The sequence below is a fragment of the Bradyrhizobium sp. BR 10289 genome (genome assembly GCF_019455385.1).
In the GTDB taxonomy this organism is placed as follows: Bacteria; Pseudomonadota; Alphaproteobacteria; order Rhizobiales; family Xanthobacteraceae; genus Bradyrhizobium.
The window spans coordinates 470,580-489,183 of record NZ_JACOFR010000002.1 but is presented as its reverse complement, the minus strand read 5'-3'; the positions used below and the strand labels follow the sequence as shown (position 1 = coordinate 489,183).

Here is an 18,604-nt window from a genome sequence, read left to right as displayed (position 1 = left end):
TCGATTCAATTGGTCATTGTCACCGAAATCGGTCGACCGACCTTAACCGTACCGGCAGAGATCCAGGCGGGAAGTGATTGCTTACGGCGACTGTCCAACACTGTCACCGTAATCTAGGCGGATGGCATCTTTGATCGTCAGAAGGTTTGCTGCCAGCTCACGTTTGAAATTCCCGTTCGTGCGCATCATGACCTGGTCCTGCTTCATGGCGATCTCGATGAAATCGACTGCTGCCATGGTCAGAGGAGGCAACATGTCAATTTCGATTGACCAACTCCTCGGGACGAAATGGGCAAATCGATTGCGGAAGACCTTGTGGAGTTTTTCAAGGCGCTGGTCTCGCTCAGGGTTGATGGCATTAGGATAGCGACTTTGGAATGCGGTTAGTAAGGACTTGAAGTCGGCTAGATGTTCTTCCGGCCATTCGTTGGTTGGTGCATCTAGCCAAGTCAGAGTTTCTCGCGCTGATCTTTTACTGAGAATGTTTGTCTTGGAACTATCTTGAATGGCGCACACGAGCGCTCCTTGGACTGCGTTTTGGGCGGCTAGAATAGCCCATTTCTATCGTCGATGATTTTTCGCCAAAGTCGGCGCAACGAAGGAGAGAATGTCAGTTGACGAGAGAACATCGTAATGCTCGTCCACCCTCAGCCAGCTTTCGGTACTCATAAATCCTATCTTTCGTTGACGTGTTTGGATTGAGATCCAAAAGACTTAGTACATTCAGATAGCCTTGCCGCTCAGCGACGATCGATCCTTCCTCAAATACCCCACTATCATCCGCGTCGTCTCGTACACCAGCGCCCGCACCATCTTCTCCGATATCGCCTCCGCCCGTGCCAGCACCGTGTTGTGCGCGACCGCCTCGATCGCGCTGACGCAGATGAAAGTCGCGACGTCGAGGTCGATCTTGCGCATCTCCTTGCGGCGGCTTTCGAGATAGGCGCGCACCAGGGTGTGGACCTCGCGGTTGAAGGCTTCAACGTCTTTGAGTTGGCCGGTGCGGGGGATCTGCTCCACGAGAACCCGGTGCAGTTTCGGGTTGATGCGGTGGGCCTCGATCGCGACCGTGACGAGTTGCCGCACCGCCGTGTCGATCGGCATGTCCGCGATCTCCTTGAGCGCATTGCGGACGATCGCCATGATCTCCTCGTTGTGACGGTCGATCACGGCGGCGACGAGGGCTTCCTTGCTTGGAAAATATTGATAGAGCGAGCCGACGCTGACGCCTGCGATCTCGGCGATGCGGTTGGTGCTGGCTTTCTCAAAGCCTTCGTTGACCAGAATGCGAGCTGTGGCCTCGACCAGCGCGTCGACCGTGGCGCGGGATCGCTCCTGCGAGGCGTTTTTCCGGGGGCTTGTGGGCGGTTTGCGGGCCACGGGTTTGTGATCTAAATGCGAGTAGGAAAAGCGAGCGAAGGCTCGCATTATTGCGGCAAGTGGCGGCGGGCCGGCAAGCGTTTTGCCGTCTCACAAAAGAAGCGGGGACGGGATCATGAGCGTTGCCAGACTTGTGTCGGCCTTCCAGTTCTGCCCGGGGGCTTGCGTGTTCGGTGCGCGGGCGCCGCGCGACCCTGCTCCGAGTTTGCAAAGCCGCCTCTTCAACCTGCTGTTACAGCAGCTTCCGTACAAGGAGCAGCTTGCCTCCGCCGAGGCCGTCCACGCCCATGTGCAGAAGCTCGCGCTGGAGCCGGCTTCATTCGAGCCGACAGGGCTCGGCCGCGGCGTCGAAGCGGTGCTGACCAAGATGGGGGGATGGCCGGTCTATTACACCGCGCCGACCTCGGGCCACGAGGGCTGCAACCACGTCATGTTCCTGCATGGCGGCGGCTACATCAACGAAATCGTGCCGGCGCATTGGCGCTTCGTCGGGCAGATGACGCGCAAGGCAGGCGTCGTCTGCGTGGTGCCGATCTATCCACTGGCGCCGCGCGCCACCGCGAAGGATGTCGTGCCGGCGACGGCCGAGCTGATCAGGATGCTGCTTGAAGATGCCGGGCCTGCGAAGGTTACGGTGGTCGGCAATTCGGCCGGAGCCGGCCTCGCGCTCGCCGCCTGCCAGTGGCTTAGGGATCACGGGCATCGGCAGCCGAACCGGTTGATCCTGATCTCGCCCGCGGCCGATGCGTCGGTCAGCCGTCCCGAGCAGAAGGAGATCGCGCGCCGCGATCCGGTCCAGGACATTCCGGGGATCGTCGAGGCCGGCCATCTCTATGCCGGCGGGCTCGATATCGGTCATCCCTTCGTCAGCCCGCTCAACGGCGCCTTCCGCGCGCTGGCGCCGATGACGATTTTTTCGGGCACGCGCGATCTGCTTTATCCCGACAGCGTCGATCTCGCCGAGCGGGCGAGGGCGGTGGGCGTTTCGGTCGAGCTGCATCTGCTGCGCGACCAGCCGCACAATTATGCCCTGATGCCGACGCCGGAGGGACGGCGCGCGCGGGCGTTGATCATGCGTGCGATAGCCTGAGGGCTGTCGGCGCGGCGACTATCAGCCGGCGAGGGCCACACTCGTGCTGGAGAACGTCGTGACGCTCGGCAAGCTCATGAACGCCGGCTTGGCAAAATAATAGCCCTGAAACAGGTCGATCCCGGCGGCCCGGAGCACGGTGAGTTCGGCTTCGCTTTCGACGCCCTCGGCGAGGACCTGGATATCGAGCTGGCGCGCCATCGCGGCGATGCCGGCGACGATGACCTGCTTCGCACGGCTGAGGTGGATGTCGCGCAAGAGCTCCATGTCGACCTTGATGAGGTCGGGCTGGAGCCTCACCAGCAAACCGAGCCCGGCATAGCCGGCGCCGAAATCATCGAGCGCTGTCAGAAAACCGAGTTTCTTGTAGGTCTGCACGATGCGCTCGACATGCGCGGGATCGGTCATGCGTTCGTTTTCGGTGAACTCGAACATGAGGTTCGAGGCCGGGAAGTTCGAACGGCGCGCGGCCGCCAGCGATTTCTGGATGCACGCCTGCGGCTCGTAGACGGCGTTGGGCATGAAGTTGATGGACAGCCGGGCTTGCGGATCGCCGAACAGTTTTCCGGCAGTCTCGATCGCCATGACCCTGGCAGCCTGGTCGAAGCGATAAAGCTGGTCGTCTGTCAGCTGGCTCAGCACGCTGTGTGCGCTTTCGCCATTGGCCCCGCGCACCAAGGCTTCATAACCCCAGACACGCTGCTCGTTCACCGCGACGATCGGCTGAAATGCCATCCTGAATTCGAACGGCAGCCCCTCACCATCACCGCAGCCCTTGCAAGCCCCTGCCATCGAACGCTCCTTCATTGCGGGAGGCACGATAGGGGCGAGTCATTAAGGATCGGTGCGAGCTCGTTCGTAGCGCTTCAGCCAACAAATGTTGGTTTGGAACCGTCCCGCTTCTCATCGATGGGAGTGCCGCGTTCGGTGATTCTGAGCGCCATTGGGCTCGGGTAGCGGCGTGATCGCTATCACAGAGCGCATGGCCTCGGCAGGCTGGCGCTATCAGGAGAGCTTGCAACGGAGGGGACAGAAGCGCGCCTCCGGGCGTTTCCTCGTTAGCCGTAGTTTTACGGGGCCTTAGGCGTGGCCCTTGATCTCGTAGTGACCCGGCACGCATTTGTAGCGTTCGAGGCGCCAGTTGGCGTGATAGATCGGATGCTCGCCCATCCATTTCGCCAGCGGTGCCTGTGCGCCCATCGCACATTGCATCATCGAAATCTCGGGCGTCATGTTGCTGTCGGTCACGATTTCTTCGACGCAACTGCCTGAGCTAGCTGCGCTAAGCCGGCAGAGCACGGCTACGACGGTCACGAACATTCCAGTCACCTCATCGGTAGTTGCTGACCACGACAAGGATGCAAGTGGAGTGCCAGAGCCTGTGACACAAACAACACGCTGGCCTGGCCGACTCGCGGCAAGCGTCCACGCTCATTTGACGATTCGGATTGTAAAAAAATTGCCCTTAAACCGAAGCCGGGCAACTACGGGAGCCGGGCCGGCGGATGTCCGTAGGAATGCCGATCTGGAGGGCTTCGGGGGCCCGGTGCCTTGAACGAGCCGCACATCGATGCGGCCGGATAGTCCGCTGGCCGAAATAACGGATGGCAAAATCGCAGCGCCGATCGCTTTTACCTGCGGATGCGGCGCTGCTACATTTGCACGCGGCCGTATCAGCGGCACAGCGACAAGAAACACACCGACAAGGGAGGGGCCGAAAGTCCCATGAAGGATTTTGCTGGAAAGATCGCCGTCATCACCGGCGGCGGCACGGGCATGGGGCGCGAGCTCGCGCGGCAGCTCGTGGCCGAGGGCTGCAATGTCGCGATGTGCGACGTCTCGGAAGCCGCGATGGCCGAGACCAAGCGGCTCTGCGAGGTCGAGAAACTGCCGCAAGGCCTGCGCATCACCACACATGTCGCCGACGTCGCGATCGAGGATCATCTCAAGCGTTTTCGCGACGAACTCACCGAGCAGCAGAAGACCGACAGGATCCATCTGTTGTTCAACAATGCCGGCATCGGCGGCGGCGGCAGCCTGTTCACCAACACCCGCGAGCAGTGGGAGCGCACCTTCAACATCTGCTGGGGCGGCGTCTATCTCGGCGTGCGCACCTTCCTGCCGATGCTGGTCGCGGCCGACGAGGCCCACATCGTCAACACCGCCAGCGTCAACGGCTTCTGGGCTTCGATCGGCATGAACCAGGCGCACACCGCCTACAGCTCCGCCAAGTTCGCGGTGAAGGGATTCACCGAAGCGCTGATCAACGATTTGCGCCTGCACGCCCCGCACGTCAAATGCTCGGTGGTGATGCCCGGCCATATCGGCACCTCGATCGTCTCCAATTCGCGCAAGGTGCAGAGCGCCGACGGATCGGAACGGCTCAATGCCGACGAGGTCGCGCTGACGCGCAAGCGCATGGTCGCCGCCGGCGTGCCGGATGCCGACAAGATGTCGGACGAGGACATCCAGGCGGCGTTCGCCGAACGCGCCCGCAGCTTTCTCGAGGATGCGCCGACCACGGCTGCGCAAGCCGCGAAGATCATCCTCGACGGCGTCAAGGCGGAGCGCTGGCGCATTCTCGTGGGCGAGGACGCCAAGCGTCTCGACGAGCGCGTTCGCGCGACGCCGGAGCAGGCCTATGACCGTTCCTTCTACGAAAGTTTCACGCAGGAGGTCGGCTGGCGCCTCGGTTGACGCGGTTGGCTGAGATCATCAACGATCGCGCGGTTAAATAGGTATGATGATCATCATGGCAAGATGCGACCGGCGATTTTACGTGCCACCTCTTGCCAGTTTTCCTGCAGAAGCTCGCGCCCCATGCGGCGGCGGAATGTTACGCATGCAACATGTTCCCGCGTTCAAGCAATGTTCAAGCGATGGTGATGTCAAACGGCTCTCATTCGGCGCACGATGGCTTGGTTGAGGAACCAATATAGTTTAGTGAATCAGCGGTAACGCGACGATAGAGCGTAGCTCCCGATGATACCCGCATGTCTCTCCGACGACTGGATCCTTTGCCCGGAGCGAGAGGACATCTCCGCTGAGTTCGCGCGGCTCCTGACCGCGGCCCAGGAGGGTGGGGCGACCATCGCCGAATGCCTGATGATCGCGCGGCAGCTCAAACAGGGCGGTGAGCAGTCCTGGCATCGCGAGTGGAAGAAGCTCGCGCGCGCCAACCGCCAGCGTGCCGAGGCGGCATTCGCCGAGGGCCACATGGCGAGCGCGCAGCGCAACTGGCTGCGGGCCTTGAATTACTACGGTGCAGCGGCCATGCCGCTCGATCCGTCCGACGAGCGCCGCTGGGTCGCGGTGCTGGCGATGCAGGAATGTGCCCGCCGCTACCTCTCGGCGCGCGCGCCGGGCGGTGAGGTCGTGACGATCCCCTGGGTCGAGGACCATGCGTTGCAGGGCTACTTCCTGCCGGCGACATCGGCGGGCGGCCGCGCTCCTACCGTGATCTGCATCGGCGAGCCCGGCCACCGCAAGGAAGAGTTTTTGTTCAAGCTCGCGCCGCATGCGCGCGAACGCGGATTGTCGATGCTGGCGCTCGACCTGCTCGGCGACCAGCGCGACGACTACACCGATACGCTGCTGCAGCGCCGCGATCTCGAAAGCGCGATCGCCAGCGCCATGGATTATCTGGAGACGCGTGCCGACGTCGATTTCGACCGCGTCGCGATCGTGGCCGACGGCTGGGGCTCGTCCTTCGTCGCGCGCGCGGTGACGCAGGAGCCGCGGCTGGCCGCGGCCGTCTGCGACGGCGGGCTGTGGGACCTGCACGAGCGGTCGTTCTTTGCCAGCCGCTTTGCGATGAGCGATCTCAGCATCGTCCCGGTGCCGCATGCGCCGCTGATGGCCTCCACCGCCGACTGCCCGGTGCTGATCACGCTCGGCGAGGACGGCTGGCTCAAGGCCGACCGGGCCCGCCAGATCGTGCAGACCTCGCGGCTCGGCAGCTCCGATATCGCGCTGAAGGTGTTCACCGCGGCGGAGACCGGCGCGGCGCAGGCCCACGCGGACAATCCGAGCCTTGCCAACGAATACATCTTCGACTGGCTTGAATCGCAGCTTGGCGCCGCCGGCCGGCGGATCTGAGCGCGCGCTTCGGGGCTGGGCTCGGCGCTCAGTAGTCGATCGAGAGCCTGACGCAGGCCTTTTCGAGACGCGTCTTCAGCGTCGCGAGCTTGGTGGTGAATTCGGTGAGCTCGTTCTCGTCGAACTCCTGAAAGACGAATTCGCGGATCGTCTTGTACTGCTCGTTGAGGCTGGCGATGTGCTTCTGCGTCTTTTCGACCAGCGACAGCCGCACCACGCGGGCGTCGGTCGGCGAGGGCCGCCGGCGCAACAGGCCCTTCTTCTCCAGCAGCTTGGACTGGGTGGTGACGAAGGAGGGGTCGACATGGAGCAGCTTGGAGACCACGTTGACCGGGACGCCGTCGTCCTTGTCGAGGTCGGAGATCGCCATCAGGATCAGCCATTGCGGGCCGCTGATGCCGAGCGTCCTCGCCCAGAACTGACGCAGCTCCTCCAGATGCATGTTGATCGACGATATCTCCCAGGTGAAGCGCCTGATGATATCCAGATTGCCGATGGGGCGGAGGCGCGCCCCTTCTTTCCTCGTCGCTGACACAGCGTCACTCCCGTGAACTGATTCTTCAGGCCGGTGCTCGTGGGAGGCCATAGTCCACGCAAGCCTGCTCTGACGCAAGTGCAGAGCAGGGTAATTTTGTCACTAAAATTACAAACATGAGCAGATCAGTATTTTTCCGGTGCCGCAGTGTTGCCCGCGGAACACAGGCTCGGCGAAACCAGAAAGCTGATCTAATAAACTATTTTGATTAGCCGAACGGCGCAGGCATATTGGCTGGCGACGGTGGGGGGTACTCGATCGTCCCGTTGCAGGTGGTTCGCTCACGTCCCTCGCGTCGAATGCGGGTGTGTCCGAAAGCGCGAAGCGGCCGGGCGGATTTTAAAGACGGGGATCTTGGGGGGCCTCACGGTCCGGTCTCCGTGAAATGAGCAACTTGGAGGTTTTAAATGAAAGTGGTGAAGGGCATTCTGCTCGGCACTGCGGCGGTCCTGATCGCCGCCGGTGGAGCCCAGGCGGCCGATCTTCCGGTCAAGGCCAAGGCGGTCGAGTACGTGAAGGTCTGCTCGCTCTACGGCGCGGGCTTCTACTACATCCCGGGCACCGACACCTGCATCAAGCTGGGCGGCTATCTGCGTGCCGAAGTCGCGCTGAACGCCGGCGGCAACTACAGCGCCCAGTACAACGGCGTGTTCGCGGCCAACAACCGCCTGACCAACTACTACTCGATGCGCGCCCGTGAAGATCTCAACATCGACACGCGCACCCAGAGCGAGTACGGCGTTGTCCGCACCTATTTCGATGCGGTCTTCACCTGGACGACCGGCAACTATGTCGGCGCGGGCAGCGCCACCGGCGCGACCCAGTACAGCGGCACGCTCGGCCTCAACGCGGCCGGCACCGGCCTGATCGGTTCGAGCAGCGGCAACGTCAACGGCACCGACGGCAACCTCTCGGGCGGTGCGCTCGGCGTCTACTACGCCTTCATTCAGTTCGCCGGCTTCACCATGGGTAAGGCGGTGTCGCAGTTCGACGCGCCCTGGATCAACTATCCCGGCAACAACTTCGACCAGCTGGTCGGCGGCAGCGGCACCACCAACGGCGTGACGCAGTTCACCTACACGGCCGATTTCGGCCAGGGCATCACGGCGATCTTCTCGGCGCAGGACCAGACGCAGGTGTTCCAGACCAACATCTGGAACACGGCCGGCATGTCCACCACCGGCGTGCTCGGCGGCGCCTACGGCTCGAACGATCTCGGCGGCAGCCGGTCGCCCGACCTCGTGGCTGCCCTTCGCGTCGACCAGGCCTGGGGCCTGTTCCAGGCGTCCGTTGCCGCTCACGACAACCATGTCGGCTATTACGGTGCGAGCGAGACCACCGGCCACCCCGAAGACAAGTGGGGCTGGGCCGTTCAGCTCGCCTTGCAGATCAAGAACATCCCGACCGGCGCCGGCGACGTGATCAACGTCTCGGGCGTCTACACCGAGGGCGCGAGCCGCTACAACTTCCAGGAGCTGGCTGCGACCAGCTATTCGATGTTCGGCAGCTCCAGCGGCGCGTATCAGAGCATCGGCTTCGCCGGCGTGTCTGACGCAGTGTTCGGCCCCGGCGGCGGCCTCGAGCTGACCAAGACCTACGGCTTCCGTGGCGCCTACACCCACAACTGGAGCCCGTACTGGAACACGGCGCTCTATGGCGCGTGGGCTGCGGTCAACTACAACAGCAATGCGAAGAGCCTGATCTGCGGCAGCGCCGCGTTCGCGACCCTGACCGGCACCTGCAACCCGGACTTCAACATCGGCCAGGTGGGTGTCATCACCCGCTGGACCCCGGTGAAGAACCTGACCTTCTCGGCCGACTTCACCTACAGCCACCTCGACCAGAAGTATTCTGGCGTGATCACGACCGGTGCGCTGACCAGTGTCGCCAAGCCGGCCGCGACCTACGAGCTGAAGGACCAGGACACCTACAGCCTGCTGCTGCGCGCCCAGCGCAACTGGTAAGCTGTAAGGTCTTCGCACCCGATGAAGCCCCGGCGGGACACCGCCGGGGCTTTTTCACGAGCGGGGCTTTTTCACGAGGATGGCTTTTCCGAAATCGGATGGCCGTGCACGACACGAAGACGAGCTATGCGGTTCGATCGCGCTCAAACTTATTTACTTACCTGAGTTGATCAGCTATATAGCTCTCAGCCGATTACGAAAGTTGCGGCTCTTAGCTTCATGCTAAGCCTCCAGAAACCTCCGGTGATGCCCCGCCGGAGGTTTTTCGTTTTGGGGACCTCTCTTCAGCCGCGCATCATGCGCGCGCGCGAGTTCGGCCGGTAGGCGAGGCGGCTGTGACCGGCGCAATAGGGCTGGCCGTCGGCCGCATTGTTGCCGCAGAAGCAGAAATCCTCCGCGCCGGGCGTCGAGATCGGCCAGCGGCAGCGGTTTTCGGACAGCTCCAGCAGCGAGCAGCGATTGGCCTCGTCGATGGGGCCCGCGACCATCGGCGTGTCGGTCTCGCCATAGATCGTGGCGAGCATCTCGTATTGCAGCCGCGGCACCGCCCTGGGCGCGCGTGCCGGCGCAAAGTTCCTGTCCACGACCTTGCGGTCGTCGACGGTCCGTCCGCGCGTGAGATTGAGCCGCGACAATTTGCCGATCACGGCGTTACGGCTGACGCCGATGTCGGCGGCGATCTCGCGGCAGGAGAGGCCGGCTTCGAAATGTTGCTTTAGAAGTTCAATTCGTTCGTCAGTCCAGGTTGGTGAGAGAATAGGCATTGTAGCGGTCCCAGGTTGCAGATGTCGGCCATCCGCTTCGCGAGATCCGTCCGCTTCACTCAACCCGGTGCGCTCAGGTTCTGCCGTTGTCGCGAATCGACAAAAGACCGTCCTTGATGGCGAGACGGATGCCTTCCTCGATCAAAGTACGTGCGACGCCGGGAACGCTGGTGCCGTGGGTGCCCTGTCTCACCAGTTTCTCCAGATAGGTGATGGTCGAGAGCGCCAAGGTTACGGGAATGCGGTCAGTCTCGGCTTTTTCGGTGGCCATGCCTAAACGCTAGCCTCTTACGCAGGTACATAAAAGTAACGATTAAGACTCTATTTAGGTTCAGGGGTGGAAGTCAAATCCGGATTGTAACGGTGGTCCAGCCGATTGGAATCGCTGGAAAAATCGGCCACGACGCGGCGCGCCGCGCGGAGTCCCGGGCGGCGGCCTGGCGTCTAGAATTGGGGAAGTGCGGACCGGCTCAGCCGTGCACGATCGCCTTTTCGATCATGCAATGGATGCCCTTGGAGCCGTTGACCGTCTGGGTCACGCGCAGATCGGCGGCCAGGCTGCACAGCGTGTAGGCGTCCTCGCGCGACAGGTTTCGCCGCTCGCCAAGCAGCACGATCATGTCGCGCAGCGCCCGCACGGCGCACTGGTCGAGATCGGGGTCCATCGCCATGGTCATGTAGTGCGTCGCCGTCTCGGCGCGGGGATAGTCGAGCTTGAGGTCCTTGCGCAGTGTCAGGCGGAAGCGGCCCTGCAGCGCCGTCTCGATCGCGGTGACGCAGACCTCGCCGTCGCCCTGCACGCCATGGCCGTCGCCGCAGGAGAACATCGCGCCGGGCACGAACACCGGCAGATACAGCGTCGCGCCCGCACCTAGCTCCTTGTTGTCGAGATTGCCGCCCATCGCGCGCGGGACCAGCGAGGAGATGCGGCCCCAGCTAGGGGGCGGCGACACGCCCATCACGCCGAAGAAGGGTTTCAATGGCAGGTCTAGTCCCCACGGCATGCGCCCGACCATCCTCTCCCGGTCGAGCGGGATGTTCAGGATACGCGTCTCGTGGAAATCGTCGGGCAGGGTACCGGACAGCGGCTTGATCATGTTCCAGCCCCAGTCCTGTCGGAGCTGGACGTCGAGGATCTCGACCGCGAGCACGTCGCCGGGCGCGGCGCCTTCGACCGCGATCGGGCCGGTGAGAATGTGGCCGGGCAGCATGCGCTCGCTTTTGGCATGCACGTCGTACATCTCCGGCGGAATGTGGAATGTGTCGCGGTCGGGCAGCATGTCGGGACCGCCGCTGATGGTGTCGACCGTCACCTCGTCGCCGCTCTTGACGGTGAGCACAGGCTTGAGCGCGGCTTCGAAGAAGCCCCAATGACAGGTTTCGGGGCTGGAATGCAGGTGGTGATGGGTCATGTGCCGCGGGTCCAATCGGTTTTGGCCGTTATGCCCGGGCTTGACCGGGCGATCGATCCTCTTCCAAGAAGATTGAAGATGGCGGGGCCGGTCAAGCCCGCGCAAGGCACGATCATTCAGCGAGGCTCCCCTGTATTTCGTTCTGTCCAAGACTCTCGGCGTTGCATTGCTGCCGATCAATCTCCTTGTCGAGCTCGGAATCCTGTCGCTCCTGCTGATGGTGACGCGCTTTGCTTCACTTGGCCGCAAGCTGGCCGTGGCCACGCTGGTCCTGCTTGCGCTCGCCGCGTTCTCGCCGCTCGGCAATCTTCTGCTTTATCCGCTGGAGTCGCGCTTTCCGGCCTGGGACGCCTCGCGCGGGACGCCTGACGGCATCATCGTGCTCGGCGGTTCCGTGGATACAGATCTGTCCGCGGCTCATCGCACGCCGGTGGTCTCGCATGCGGCCGATCGCATGCTGGCGCCGGCCGAGCTGGCGCGCCGTTATCCCAATGCGCGCATCGTTTTCACCGGTGGCACCGCGAACCTGGTCTCGACCGAGGCGAGGGAAGCCGATTACTCCGCGCCGATTTTCGAAAGTTTGGGTATCCCCAAGGAGCGGCTGATCCTCGAGCGCGACTCCCGCAATACCTGGGAGAATGCGATCTTCACGAAGCAGTTGGTGAACCCGAAGCGGGGCGAGCGGTGGCTGCTGGTCACCTCGGCTTTCCACATGCCGCGCTCGATGGGGATCTTTCGCAAGGCCGGGTTTGATGTCGAAGCCTATCCGGTGGACTGGCGGATGGGCGGGCGCGACGAGCTGTTCGCCTTCACCCGCATTGGCGCGGATGGGCTCGGCAAGACCGACGTCGCGGTGCGCGAATGGATCGGTCTTTTGACGTATCATGCCATGGGCAGGACCGGTGAGTTGCTTCCGGGACCGGGCAAGGACTAGAACGGAGGCTGTCAAACAAGAACACAGCACCGGCGCGCGATCGCCGGCCGGGAGGACGCCATGCAGCGGCAGAGTGCAGAGAGGATCGATCTTGCCGGCCTCGTCGCCGATCTCAACAACCTGTTGCGGCTGAAGACGACGGTCACAGGCATGAAGCTGTTCGCGAACGCTGCAGAGATGGAGGCGATCCCGAAGATCCGGCGGCCGAGCGCAATCCACACCACCGACCAGATCGTCAGCATGGCCTCGCGGCTCGGCTGGACCGTCGGCATTACCGGCGACGATCTCGTAGGTCACCAGTGCCGCGCTGTCATTGGTCTCGCGCCACAGGATGACAAATGGCTCGCCGGTGCAAACTATGTCGGGGTCTGGCACGGCACGGCTGAAGACGCGCGCAAGCGCCAGGAGGCGCTGGACGTGGTGCCGTTCGGGCACTATCAGGCGCTTGCCGTCAGTCCGCTTGCCAGCGGAAGGCTCGATCCGCCCGACATCTGCCTCGTCTATGCGACGCCCGGCCAGATGATCATCCTGATCAACGGGCTGCAATATACCGGCTATAAGAAATTCGAATGGGGCGTGGTCGGCGAAACCGCGTGCGCGGATTCCTGGGGACGGGCGCTCAAGACCGGCGAGCCCAGCCTGTCCTTGCCATGCTATGCCGAACGGCGCTATGGCGGCGTGCCTGATGAGGAGATGCTGATGGCTCTCAAGCCCGATCATCTCGCCAAGGCGATCGAGGGTATGAAGGCGCTGGCCAAAAACGGCCTGCGCTATCCGATCCCGCCCTATGGAATTCAAAGCGACGTCCGTGCCGGTATGGGCGTGAGTTACGCGAAGAAGTAAAGGCCGACCATGAGCTCTGCGAAATTCGACATCGTCGTCTATGGTGCGACCGGTTTCACCGGTCAGCTCGTCGCCGAATATCTGACGAAGCACTACAAGACCGACAATTCGCTGAAATGGGCGATGGCAGGCCGTAGCCTCGGCAAGCTGAAAGCGGTGCGCGATGCGATCGGCGCGCCCGGGAACACGCCGCTGATCGTCGCGGACGCATCGGACGCGGCCTCGCTCAAGGCGATGGCGGAGCAGACGATGTCTGTCATCACCACCGTCGGCCCATATCAGCTCTACGGCGAGGAGCTGCTGGCTGCCTGCGTTGCCACCGGCACCGATTATTTCGATCTCTGCGGTGAGCCGATCTGGATGCGGCAGATGATCGACAAATACGAGGCGGGCGCGAAAGAGAGCGGCGCGCGCATCGTGTTCTCCTGCGGCTTCGATTCCGTGCCGTTCGAGCTCGGCACGTTTTTCGTGCAAGAAGAGGCCAGGCGCGTATTCGGCGCGCCCGCCGCGCGCGTGAAGGGACGCGTGCGCGACATGCGCGGCACGCTCTCGGGCGGGACCGCGGCGAGCGCCAAGGCGACCTTCGATGCGGTCGCCAAGGACATCAGCCTCGTCGCGATCCTGAACGATCCATTTGCGCTCACGCCTGGTTTCACCGGTCCGAAGCAGCCGCGGGGCAACAAGCCGCTGCTCGAGGAGGACCTGCAGTCCTGGGCCGCGCCGTTCATGATGGCGCTGATCAACACCCGCAACGTCCATCGCTCCAACATGCTGATGGGCTTTCCCTACGGCCAGGATTTCGTCTACGACGAGATGGTCCTGACCGGTCCCGGCGAGAAGGGCGAGGCCAACGCCAAGCGCGTGATGGCGGCGAACGCCGAGAAGACCGGACCGAATGCGCCGAAGCCGGGCGAGGGGCCTTCGAAGGAGGAGCGCGAGAACGGGCTCTTCAATCTGCTCTATGTCGCGATCGCGCCCGACGGCCGCATGGTCCGCGCCGGCGTCACCGGCGACCGCGATCCCGGCTACGGCTCGACCTCGAAGATGATCTCCGAATGCGCGATCTGCATGCTGCGCGATACCACTGACGTCGCTGCCGGCTTCTGGACGCCGGGCGCAGCGATGCAGCACAAGCTGATCAAGCGGCTGCGAGACAATGCGGGGCTGACGTTCACCGTGGAAGCGTAAGGTCCGTGTCCGCGAAGTTCGATATCGTCGTCTACGGCGCGACCGGATACACCGGTCAGCTCGTTGCCGAATATCTCGCGGTGAACTACGCAGGGCCCGGCGCGCCCGCTTGGGCGATGGCCGGGCGCAGCAGGGACAAGCTCGCCTCCGTTCGCGACGCGATTGGCGCGCCCGCGGACACGCCGCTCATCGTTGCGGATGCCGCCGATCCCGCATCGTTGCGCGCGATGGTCGATCAGGCCCGACTGATCGTCACCACGGTCGGCCCATATCAGTTGTATGGTTCCGATCTGCTGGCCGCCTGCGTCACCTCGGGCACCGACTACATGGATCTCTGCGGTGAGCCGATCTGGCTGAAGCAGATGATCGACAAGCATGAGGCGGCAGCCAAAGCGAGCGGCGCGCGCATCATGTTCTCCTGCGGCTTCGATTCCATGCCGTTCGAGCTCGGCGCTTTCTTCGTTCAGGAGGAAGCCAGGCGCGTGTTCGGAAGCCCGGCGCCGCGCGTCAAGGGACGCGTCCGCGACCTCAGCTGGAAGTTTTCAGGGGGCACGTCCGCGAGCGCGCGCGTGACGTTCGAAGCGGTCGCACAGGATCTCAGCCTGGTCTCGATCCTCAGGATCCATTTGCGCTCACGCCGGGCTTCGAGGGACCGAAACAGCCGCGCGGCAACAAGCCGGTGTTCGAGGAGGATCTGCAATCCTGGTCCGCTCCGTTCGCGATGGCGGTGCTCAACACCCGCAATGTCCATCGCTCCAACATGCTGATGGGATTCCCCTATGGCCGGGATTTCGTCTACGACGAGATGGTACTGACGGGAGCGGGGGAGGAAGGGCAGGCCAATGCGAAGCGCGTCATGGCCGCCAACAGCGAAAAGACCGGACCCGAAGCGCTCAAGCCCGGCGAGGGGCCGTCGAAGGAAGAGCGCCAGAACGGTCATTACGATCTGCTCTATGTCGCAATCGCGCCCGACGGCCGCCAGGTTCGCGCGGCGGTGAAGGGCGATCTCGATCCCGGCTATGCGTCAACGGCGAAGATGATCTCGGAATGCGCGATCTGCCTGCTGCGCGATGCACCGGACGTGCCGGCCGGTCTGTGGACGCCGGGCGCGGCGATGCAGCACAAGCTGATCAGGCGGCTGCGGGAGCATGCGGGACTGAGGTTCGAGGTGGAAGACTAGGTCAGCTCTCGTAGGGTGGGCAAAGCGAAGCGTGCCCACGCATTTTTGTGATGGAGAGAGATCGTGGGCACGGCGCAAGTGCGCCTTTGCCCACCCTACGGCACCGTCTGTGTCGCTACGCCGCCCGCGCGTCATACGCGTACATGAACTCCATGCCCTTCGCCCCGAGCGGCAGCAGCCATTTCATCATCTGATTGCGCATCCAGGCGCCGGTGGCGCTGAACTCGCGCTTGCTGTTGCCGTTGCGGCGGGCCATGGCGACGATCTTTTCCGTGCGCGGACGCCGCTCGGCTTCAAAAGCCTGGAACGTCGCGCCGAGCTCCTGTCCCTCCTGCATCAGGCGTGCGAGCCGCATCGCATCTTCGAGCGCGAGCGAGGCGCCCTGGCCGGCATGGGGGCTGGTCGCATGCGCGGCGTCGCCGATCAGCAGCGAGCGCTTGCGCGACCAGGTCGGCAGGGTCGCGACGTCGAGCGTGTCGGTGACGACGATGTTTTCGGCGGCCTCGATGATGGCAGGGATCGGATCGTGCCAGCCGTGATGGAAGCTGCGCAGATGCTGCTTCAGGGTTGCCTGGTCGAGCGCGCGGAACATCGCGGCGTCCATGCCATGCGCCGGCTGGGTGCTCCACCACATCACGCCGTCATTCGGATCCGGGCTGCAATAGCCGTAGCCGAAGAAGCCGCTCTGGCCGAACGTGGTCTCGACATGCCGGCCGATCGACCTGCCGTCGAGCACGGCGTGCGGCACGAAGCCGCCGAAGCCGATCAGTCCGGTGTTGAACGGTTGCGGGCCATCAGGCACCACCTGGCGCCGCACCACCGAATGGACGCCGTCGGCGCCGATCAGGAAGTCGCCCTCAGCCGTGGTGCCGTCGGCGAAATAGGCGATGATGGGCTGGCCGCCGCGGTCCTCGATCTTGACCAGGCGCTTGTCGAAATAGAGCGAGACACAGGCGCACCAGGCCTTGTCGATCATGATCTCGTTCAGCGCAGCGCGGGAGATGTTGACGGCTGGCTGGCCGAAACGCCGCGCCATGTCGCGGTTGATCGAGCCGAGCCGCTCTCCGGCTTGCGAAAAGAAGTCGAAGGACTCCGCAACGGAGCCGCGGCTGATCAGCTCGCCCGCCAGTCCGATCTCGTCCATGACATGCATGCCGTTCGGCGCGATCTGGAGGCCGCCGCCAATGCCCTTGGCGTAGGGCCAGGCTTCGTAGATCGAAGATTCGATGCCGGCGCGGCGCAGCAGGATCGCGGCGACTGGCCCGGCGATGCCGGCGCCGATGATCAGGGCCTTGCGGGGACGGGTGGACATGGCTTGCTCCCGACGTTGCCGTGGTGCTAGGAGAAATTACGATCGCTAAATCTCTTAGTGACTAAGATATATGTTTGGTAAGATAAGAGGTCGGCCTTGTCAAGGACGAAGGCGCGCACGGCGTTGCTGGGAGAGCTCGAGGAAGCGATGCGGCGGTCCTCCGCGCAGGGCGTGCTCTACGGCCAGACCGTTGCGAACGTTGCCGGAATTGCCAATTCCGACCTCGAATGCATGGACATCCTCTATCTCGAGGGCCGCGTCACGGCAGGAAGGCTCGCCGAGGTCACGGGGCTGACGACCGGCGCCATTACCGGCGTGGTCGACCGGCTCGAGAAGGCTGGCTTCGTTCGTCGCGAGCGCGACGAGAAGGATCGCCGCAAGGTCTTCATCTCTGTCGTGCCCGAGAAGGCCATGACAATTGGCCAGCTCTACGTGCCGATGCAGCAGGCGATGGAGAAGGTGTTTGGCGCCTATTCCGACGAGGAGCTACGTCTGCTGCTGCGCTTTGCCAACGAAGGCTACAAGGGTGTGTTAGCTGCGACCGAGGCGCTCAAGAGCCTGCTCGATACGCCGCCGGAGAAGCGGCCGGATCTCAAATTGAAGAAGCTTCGTCCGAAACCTTGATTTTATAGGCTTGCGCGGCGGCGATCATGCCCCACATGGCGCCGAGCATCATCCAGAAGTGCCGCCAGTGGTCGGTGTCGATCACGAAACTCTCGCCGACGGTGCCGACGAAGGCGGAGAACACGGCGAGATAAGCGCGCTGCCAGGGCACGCGGACGAAGATGTGCCTGATACCCATGATGACCGTGGTGAAGACCAGCGCGGGATAGCACACGCCCGAGAGCCAGCCGCCGGACATGAAGGCGTTGAGGTAGGAGTTGTGGGTGTCCTCGGGGAAGAAGCGGTGGAATTGCAGCGGGCCGATGCCGAACGGCAGGTCGAGTGCCATCTCCGCACCGAGGATATGCCGGCCGAACCGGCCGAAGCGGCCCTCGTCATAGCTCTGGTCGAAGCTGGCGCGCTGCTTGAACATCTCGGCGATGGAATCGAACGACAGCAGCACCGCGATCAGTGCGAGTCCCAGCACCGCAGCGACGAGGGCCATGACGATGATGCGCGAGCGCTGTGCGTTGGTGCGGCTGGTCAGCACCATCAGGGCCAGCATGAAGGCGGAAGTCAGCACCAGCCCACCCCAGGCGGCGCGGGAGAAGGCCAGCAGGATCGCCAGCGACATGATGCCGAAGGCGATGACGTTGCGGAACGCCTTGGCCAGCTTGTCCGACACCACGCTCTGGAGCGCGAACAGCGCCGGCAGGATCAGGAAGGCGCCGAGCACGTTCGGGTCCTTGAACGTGCCGCGTGCGCGCTCGTAGAGCGTCAGCAGATCGTGGCCGCCGGGAACGAGGTTGAAATAGCCGGCGATGGCCGAGAGCGAGGCGATCATCGCGCCGACCACGAGGCCGCGGCGGAGCATGTCGAGCCGGGCCAAGGTGTCCTCGGACGTCACCATTGCGAAGAAAACCACGGTCACGGCCATGTACCAGGAGGTCGCGATCCAGCTCACCACCTCGCTCTGCTCGAACAGCGGGATCGCGCTGATGGTGTAACCGACATTGAGCAGCACCAGCATCAACACCAGCGGCATCAGTGCGAGCCGCAGGCGCAAGCCGGTGGCGAAGAAGGTGACGGTGGCGAGCAGCGTCACGATCTCGTAGGGGCTGGGCTCGATGAAGACGATCGCGCCGGAGGCGCCGACCAGCCACACCAGCGCGCGCTGGAGCGCCAGCACGCCGGGCGCGGCCGGCGCCGATACGTTCACTCCACCGGCTGTTGCCGCATACGCCATCACACGCTCACGCTACTCGTACGCCACAAACACCGCTGTCATGCCCCGGCTTGAC

At 63.4% G+C, this 18,604-nt stretch carries 18 protein-coding genes and 1 pseudogene; 9 read left to right on the top strand and 10 right to left on the bottom strand.

What is annotated here, in order from left to right:
- Positions 1-81: 81 nt before the first annotated feature.
- Together HYH08_RS05825 and HYH08_RS05820 are read right to left on the bottom strand one after the other, a co-directional pair.
- Positions 82-516 (bottom strand): hypothetical protein, encoded by a 435-nt coding sequence (locus tag HYH08_RS05825; RefSeq protein WP_220008778.1) that lies wholly within the window; start codon positions 514-516, stop codon positions 82-84.
- Positions 517-723: 207 nt separating this feature from the next.
- Positions 724-1,380 carry a TetR/AcrR family transcriptional regulator gene (locus HYH08_RS05820; RefSeq protein ID WP_349631400.1) on the bottom strand — a complete coding sequence of 219 codons (657 nt, stop codon included), beginning with the start codon at positions 1,378-1,380 and terminating at the stop codon, positions 724-726.
- Positions 1,381-1,495: 115 nt separating this feature from the next.
- Here HYH08_RS05820 and HYH08_RS05815 point away from each other — a divergent pair, with 115 nt between their 5' ends.
- Complete coding sequence (locus HYH08_RS05815) at positions 1,496-2,470, top strand: alpha/beta fold hydrolase (RefSeq protein ID WP_220008776.1); 975 nt, start codon at positions 1,496-1,498, stop codon at positions 2,468-2,470.
- A gap of 21 nt (positions 2,471-2,491) precedes the next feature.
- Here the strand turns inward: HYH08_RS05815 and HYH08_RS05810 are convergent, their stop codons facing one another.
- On the bottom strand, positions 2,492-3,262 hold the full coding sequence (locus tag HYH08_RS05810) for an EAL domain-containing protein (RefSeq protein WP_220008775.1): 771 nt from the start codon (positions 3,260-3,262) through the stop codon (positions 2,492-2,494).
- A gap of 288 nt (positions 3,263-3,550) precedes the next feature.
- Positions 3,551-3,790 (bottom strand): hypothetical protein, encoded by a 240-nt coding sequence (locus HYH08_RS05805; RefSeq protein ID WP_220008774.1) that lies wholly within the window; start codon positions 3,788-3,790, stop codon positions 3,551-3,553.
- 405 nt (positions 3,791-4,195) lie between these two features.
- Here HYH08_RS05805 and HYH08_RS05800 point away from each other — a divergent pair, with 405 nt between their 5' ends.
- Together HYH08_RS05800 and HYH08_RS05795 are read left to right on the top strand one after the other, a co-directional pair.
- Positions 4,196-5,167, top strand: a complete 972-nt coding sequence (locus tag HYH08_RS05800; RefSeq protein ID WP_220008773.1) for an SDR family NAD(P)-dependent oxidoreductase — start codon at positions 4,196-4,198, stop codon at positions 5,165-5,167.
- A 285-nt stretch (positions 5,168-5,452) separates the two neighbouring features.
- Entirely contained in the window at positions 5,453-6,568 is a 1,116-nt protein-coding gene (locus HYH08_RS05795; RefSeq protein ID WP_220008772.1) for an alpha/beta hydrolase family protein, read from the top strand.
- Between the two features lie 28 nt (positions 6,569-6,596).
- On the opposite strand, the gene HYH08_RS05790 is transcribed toward HYH08_RS05795, so the two are convergent.
- Positions 6,597-7,103, bottom strand: a complete 507-nt coding sequence (locus HYH08_RS05790) for a MarR family winged helix-turn-helix transcriptional regulator (RefSeq protein ID WP_220008771.1) — start codon at positions 7,101-7,103, stop codon at positions 6,597-6,599.
- 407 nt (positions 7,104-7,510) lie between these two features.
- On the opposite strand from HYH08_RS05790, the gene HYH08_RS05785 reads away from it, so the two are divergent.
- Positions 7,511-9,067, top strand: coding sequence for a porin (locus tag HYH08_RS05785; protein ID WP_220008770.1), 1,557 nt, complete (start codon positions 7,511-7,513; stop codon positions 9,065-9,067).
- Between the two features lie 284 nt (positions 9,068-9,351).
- On the opposite strand, the gene HYH08_RS05780 is transcribed toward HYH08_RS05785, so the two are convergent.
- The 3 genes from HYH08_RS05780 to HYH08_RS05770 all read right to left on the bottom strand — a co-directional run bounded on the left by HYH08_RS05780 (position 9,352) and on the right by HYH08_RS05770 (position 11,243).
- Complete coding sequence (locus HYH08_RS05780) at positions 9,352-9,831, bottom strand: GcrA family cell cycle regulator (RefSeq protein ID WP_220008769.1); 480 nt, start codon at positions 9,829-9,831, stop codon at positions 9,352-9,354.
- A gap of 73 nt (positions 9,832-9,904) precedes the next feature.
- A complete protein-coding gene (locus HYH08_RS05775; protein ID WP_007603456.1) occupies positions 9,905-10,102 on the bottom strand; it encodes a hypothetical protein in 198 nt (65 codons plus the stop codon).
- A gap of 199 nt (positions 10,103-10,301) precedes the next feature.
- The gene (locus HYH08_RS05770; RefSeq protein ID WP_220008768.1) at positions 10,302-11,243 is read right to left on the bottom strand and encodes an acetamidase/formamidase family protein; all 942 of its coding nucleotides are present in this window, start codon (positions 11,241-11,243) and stop codon (positions 10,302-10,304) included.
- 166 nt (positions 11,244-11,409) lie between these two features.
- On the opposite strand from HYH08_RS05770, the gene HYH08_RS05765 reads away from it, so the two are divergent.
- From HYH08_RS05765 to HYH08_RS05750, 4 genes and pseudogenes are all read left to right on the top strand, one after another.
- Positions 11,410-12,177, top strand: a complete 768-nt coding sequence (locus HYH08_RS05765; RefSeq protein ID WP_220008767.1) for a YdcF family protein — start codon at positions 11,410-11,412, stop codon at positions 12,175-12,177.
- A gap of 60 nt (positions 12,178-12,237) precedes the next feature.
- On the top strand, positions 12,238-13,020 hold the full coding sequence (locus HYH08_RS05760) for a DUF169 domain-containing protein (RefSeq protein ID WP_220008766.1): 783 nt from the start codon (positions 12,238-12,240) through the stop codon (positions 13,018-13,020).
- A gap of 9 nt (positions 13,021-13,029) precedes the next feature.
- Positions 13,030-14,208 carry a saccharopine dehydrogenase family protein gene (locus tag HYH08_RS05755; protein ID WP_220008765.1) on the top strand — a complete coding sequence of 393 codons (1,179 nt, stop codon included), beginning with the start codon at positions 13,030-13,032 and terminating at the stop codon, positions 14,206-14,208.
- A gap of 5 nt (positions 14,209-14,213) precedes the next feature.
- Positions 14,214-15,388 (top strand): annotated as a pseudogene (locus HYH08_RS05750) (saccharopine dehydrogenase family protein).
- A 115-nt stretch (positions 15,389-15,503) separates the two neighbouring features.
- Here the strand turns inward: HYH08_RS05750 and HYH08_RS05745 are convergent.
- Positions 15,504-16,700 carry an FAD-dependent monooxygenase gene (locus HYH08_RS05745; protein WP_220008764.1) on the bottom strand — a complete coding sequence of 399 codons (1,197 nt, stop codon included), beginning with the start codon at positions 16,698-16,700 and terminating at the stop codon, positions 15,504-15,506.
- A gap of 147 nt (positions 16,701-16,847) precedes the next feature.
- Between HYH08_RS05745 and HYH08_RS05740 the strand changes: the two genes are divergently transcribed.
- Positions 16,848-17,324, top strand: coding sequence for a MarR family transcriptional regulator (locus HYH08_RS05740; protein ID WP_220008945.1), 477 nt, complete (start codon positions 16,848-16,850; stop codon positions 17,322-17,324).
- Here HYH08_RS05740 and HYH08_RS05735 read toward each other — a convergent pair.
- The gene (locus HYH08_RS05735; RefSeq protein ID WP_220008763.1) at positions 17,293-18,549 is read right to left on the bottom strand and encodes an O-antigen ligase family protein; all 1,257 of its coding nucleotides are present in this window, start codon (positions 18,547-18,549) and stop codon (positions 17,293-17,295) included. The two genes, HYH08_RS05740 and HYH08_RS05735, sit on opposite strands and share 32 nt — an antisense overlap.
- Between the last annotated feature and the right edge of the window lie 55 nt (positions 18,550-18,604).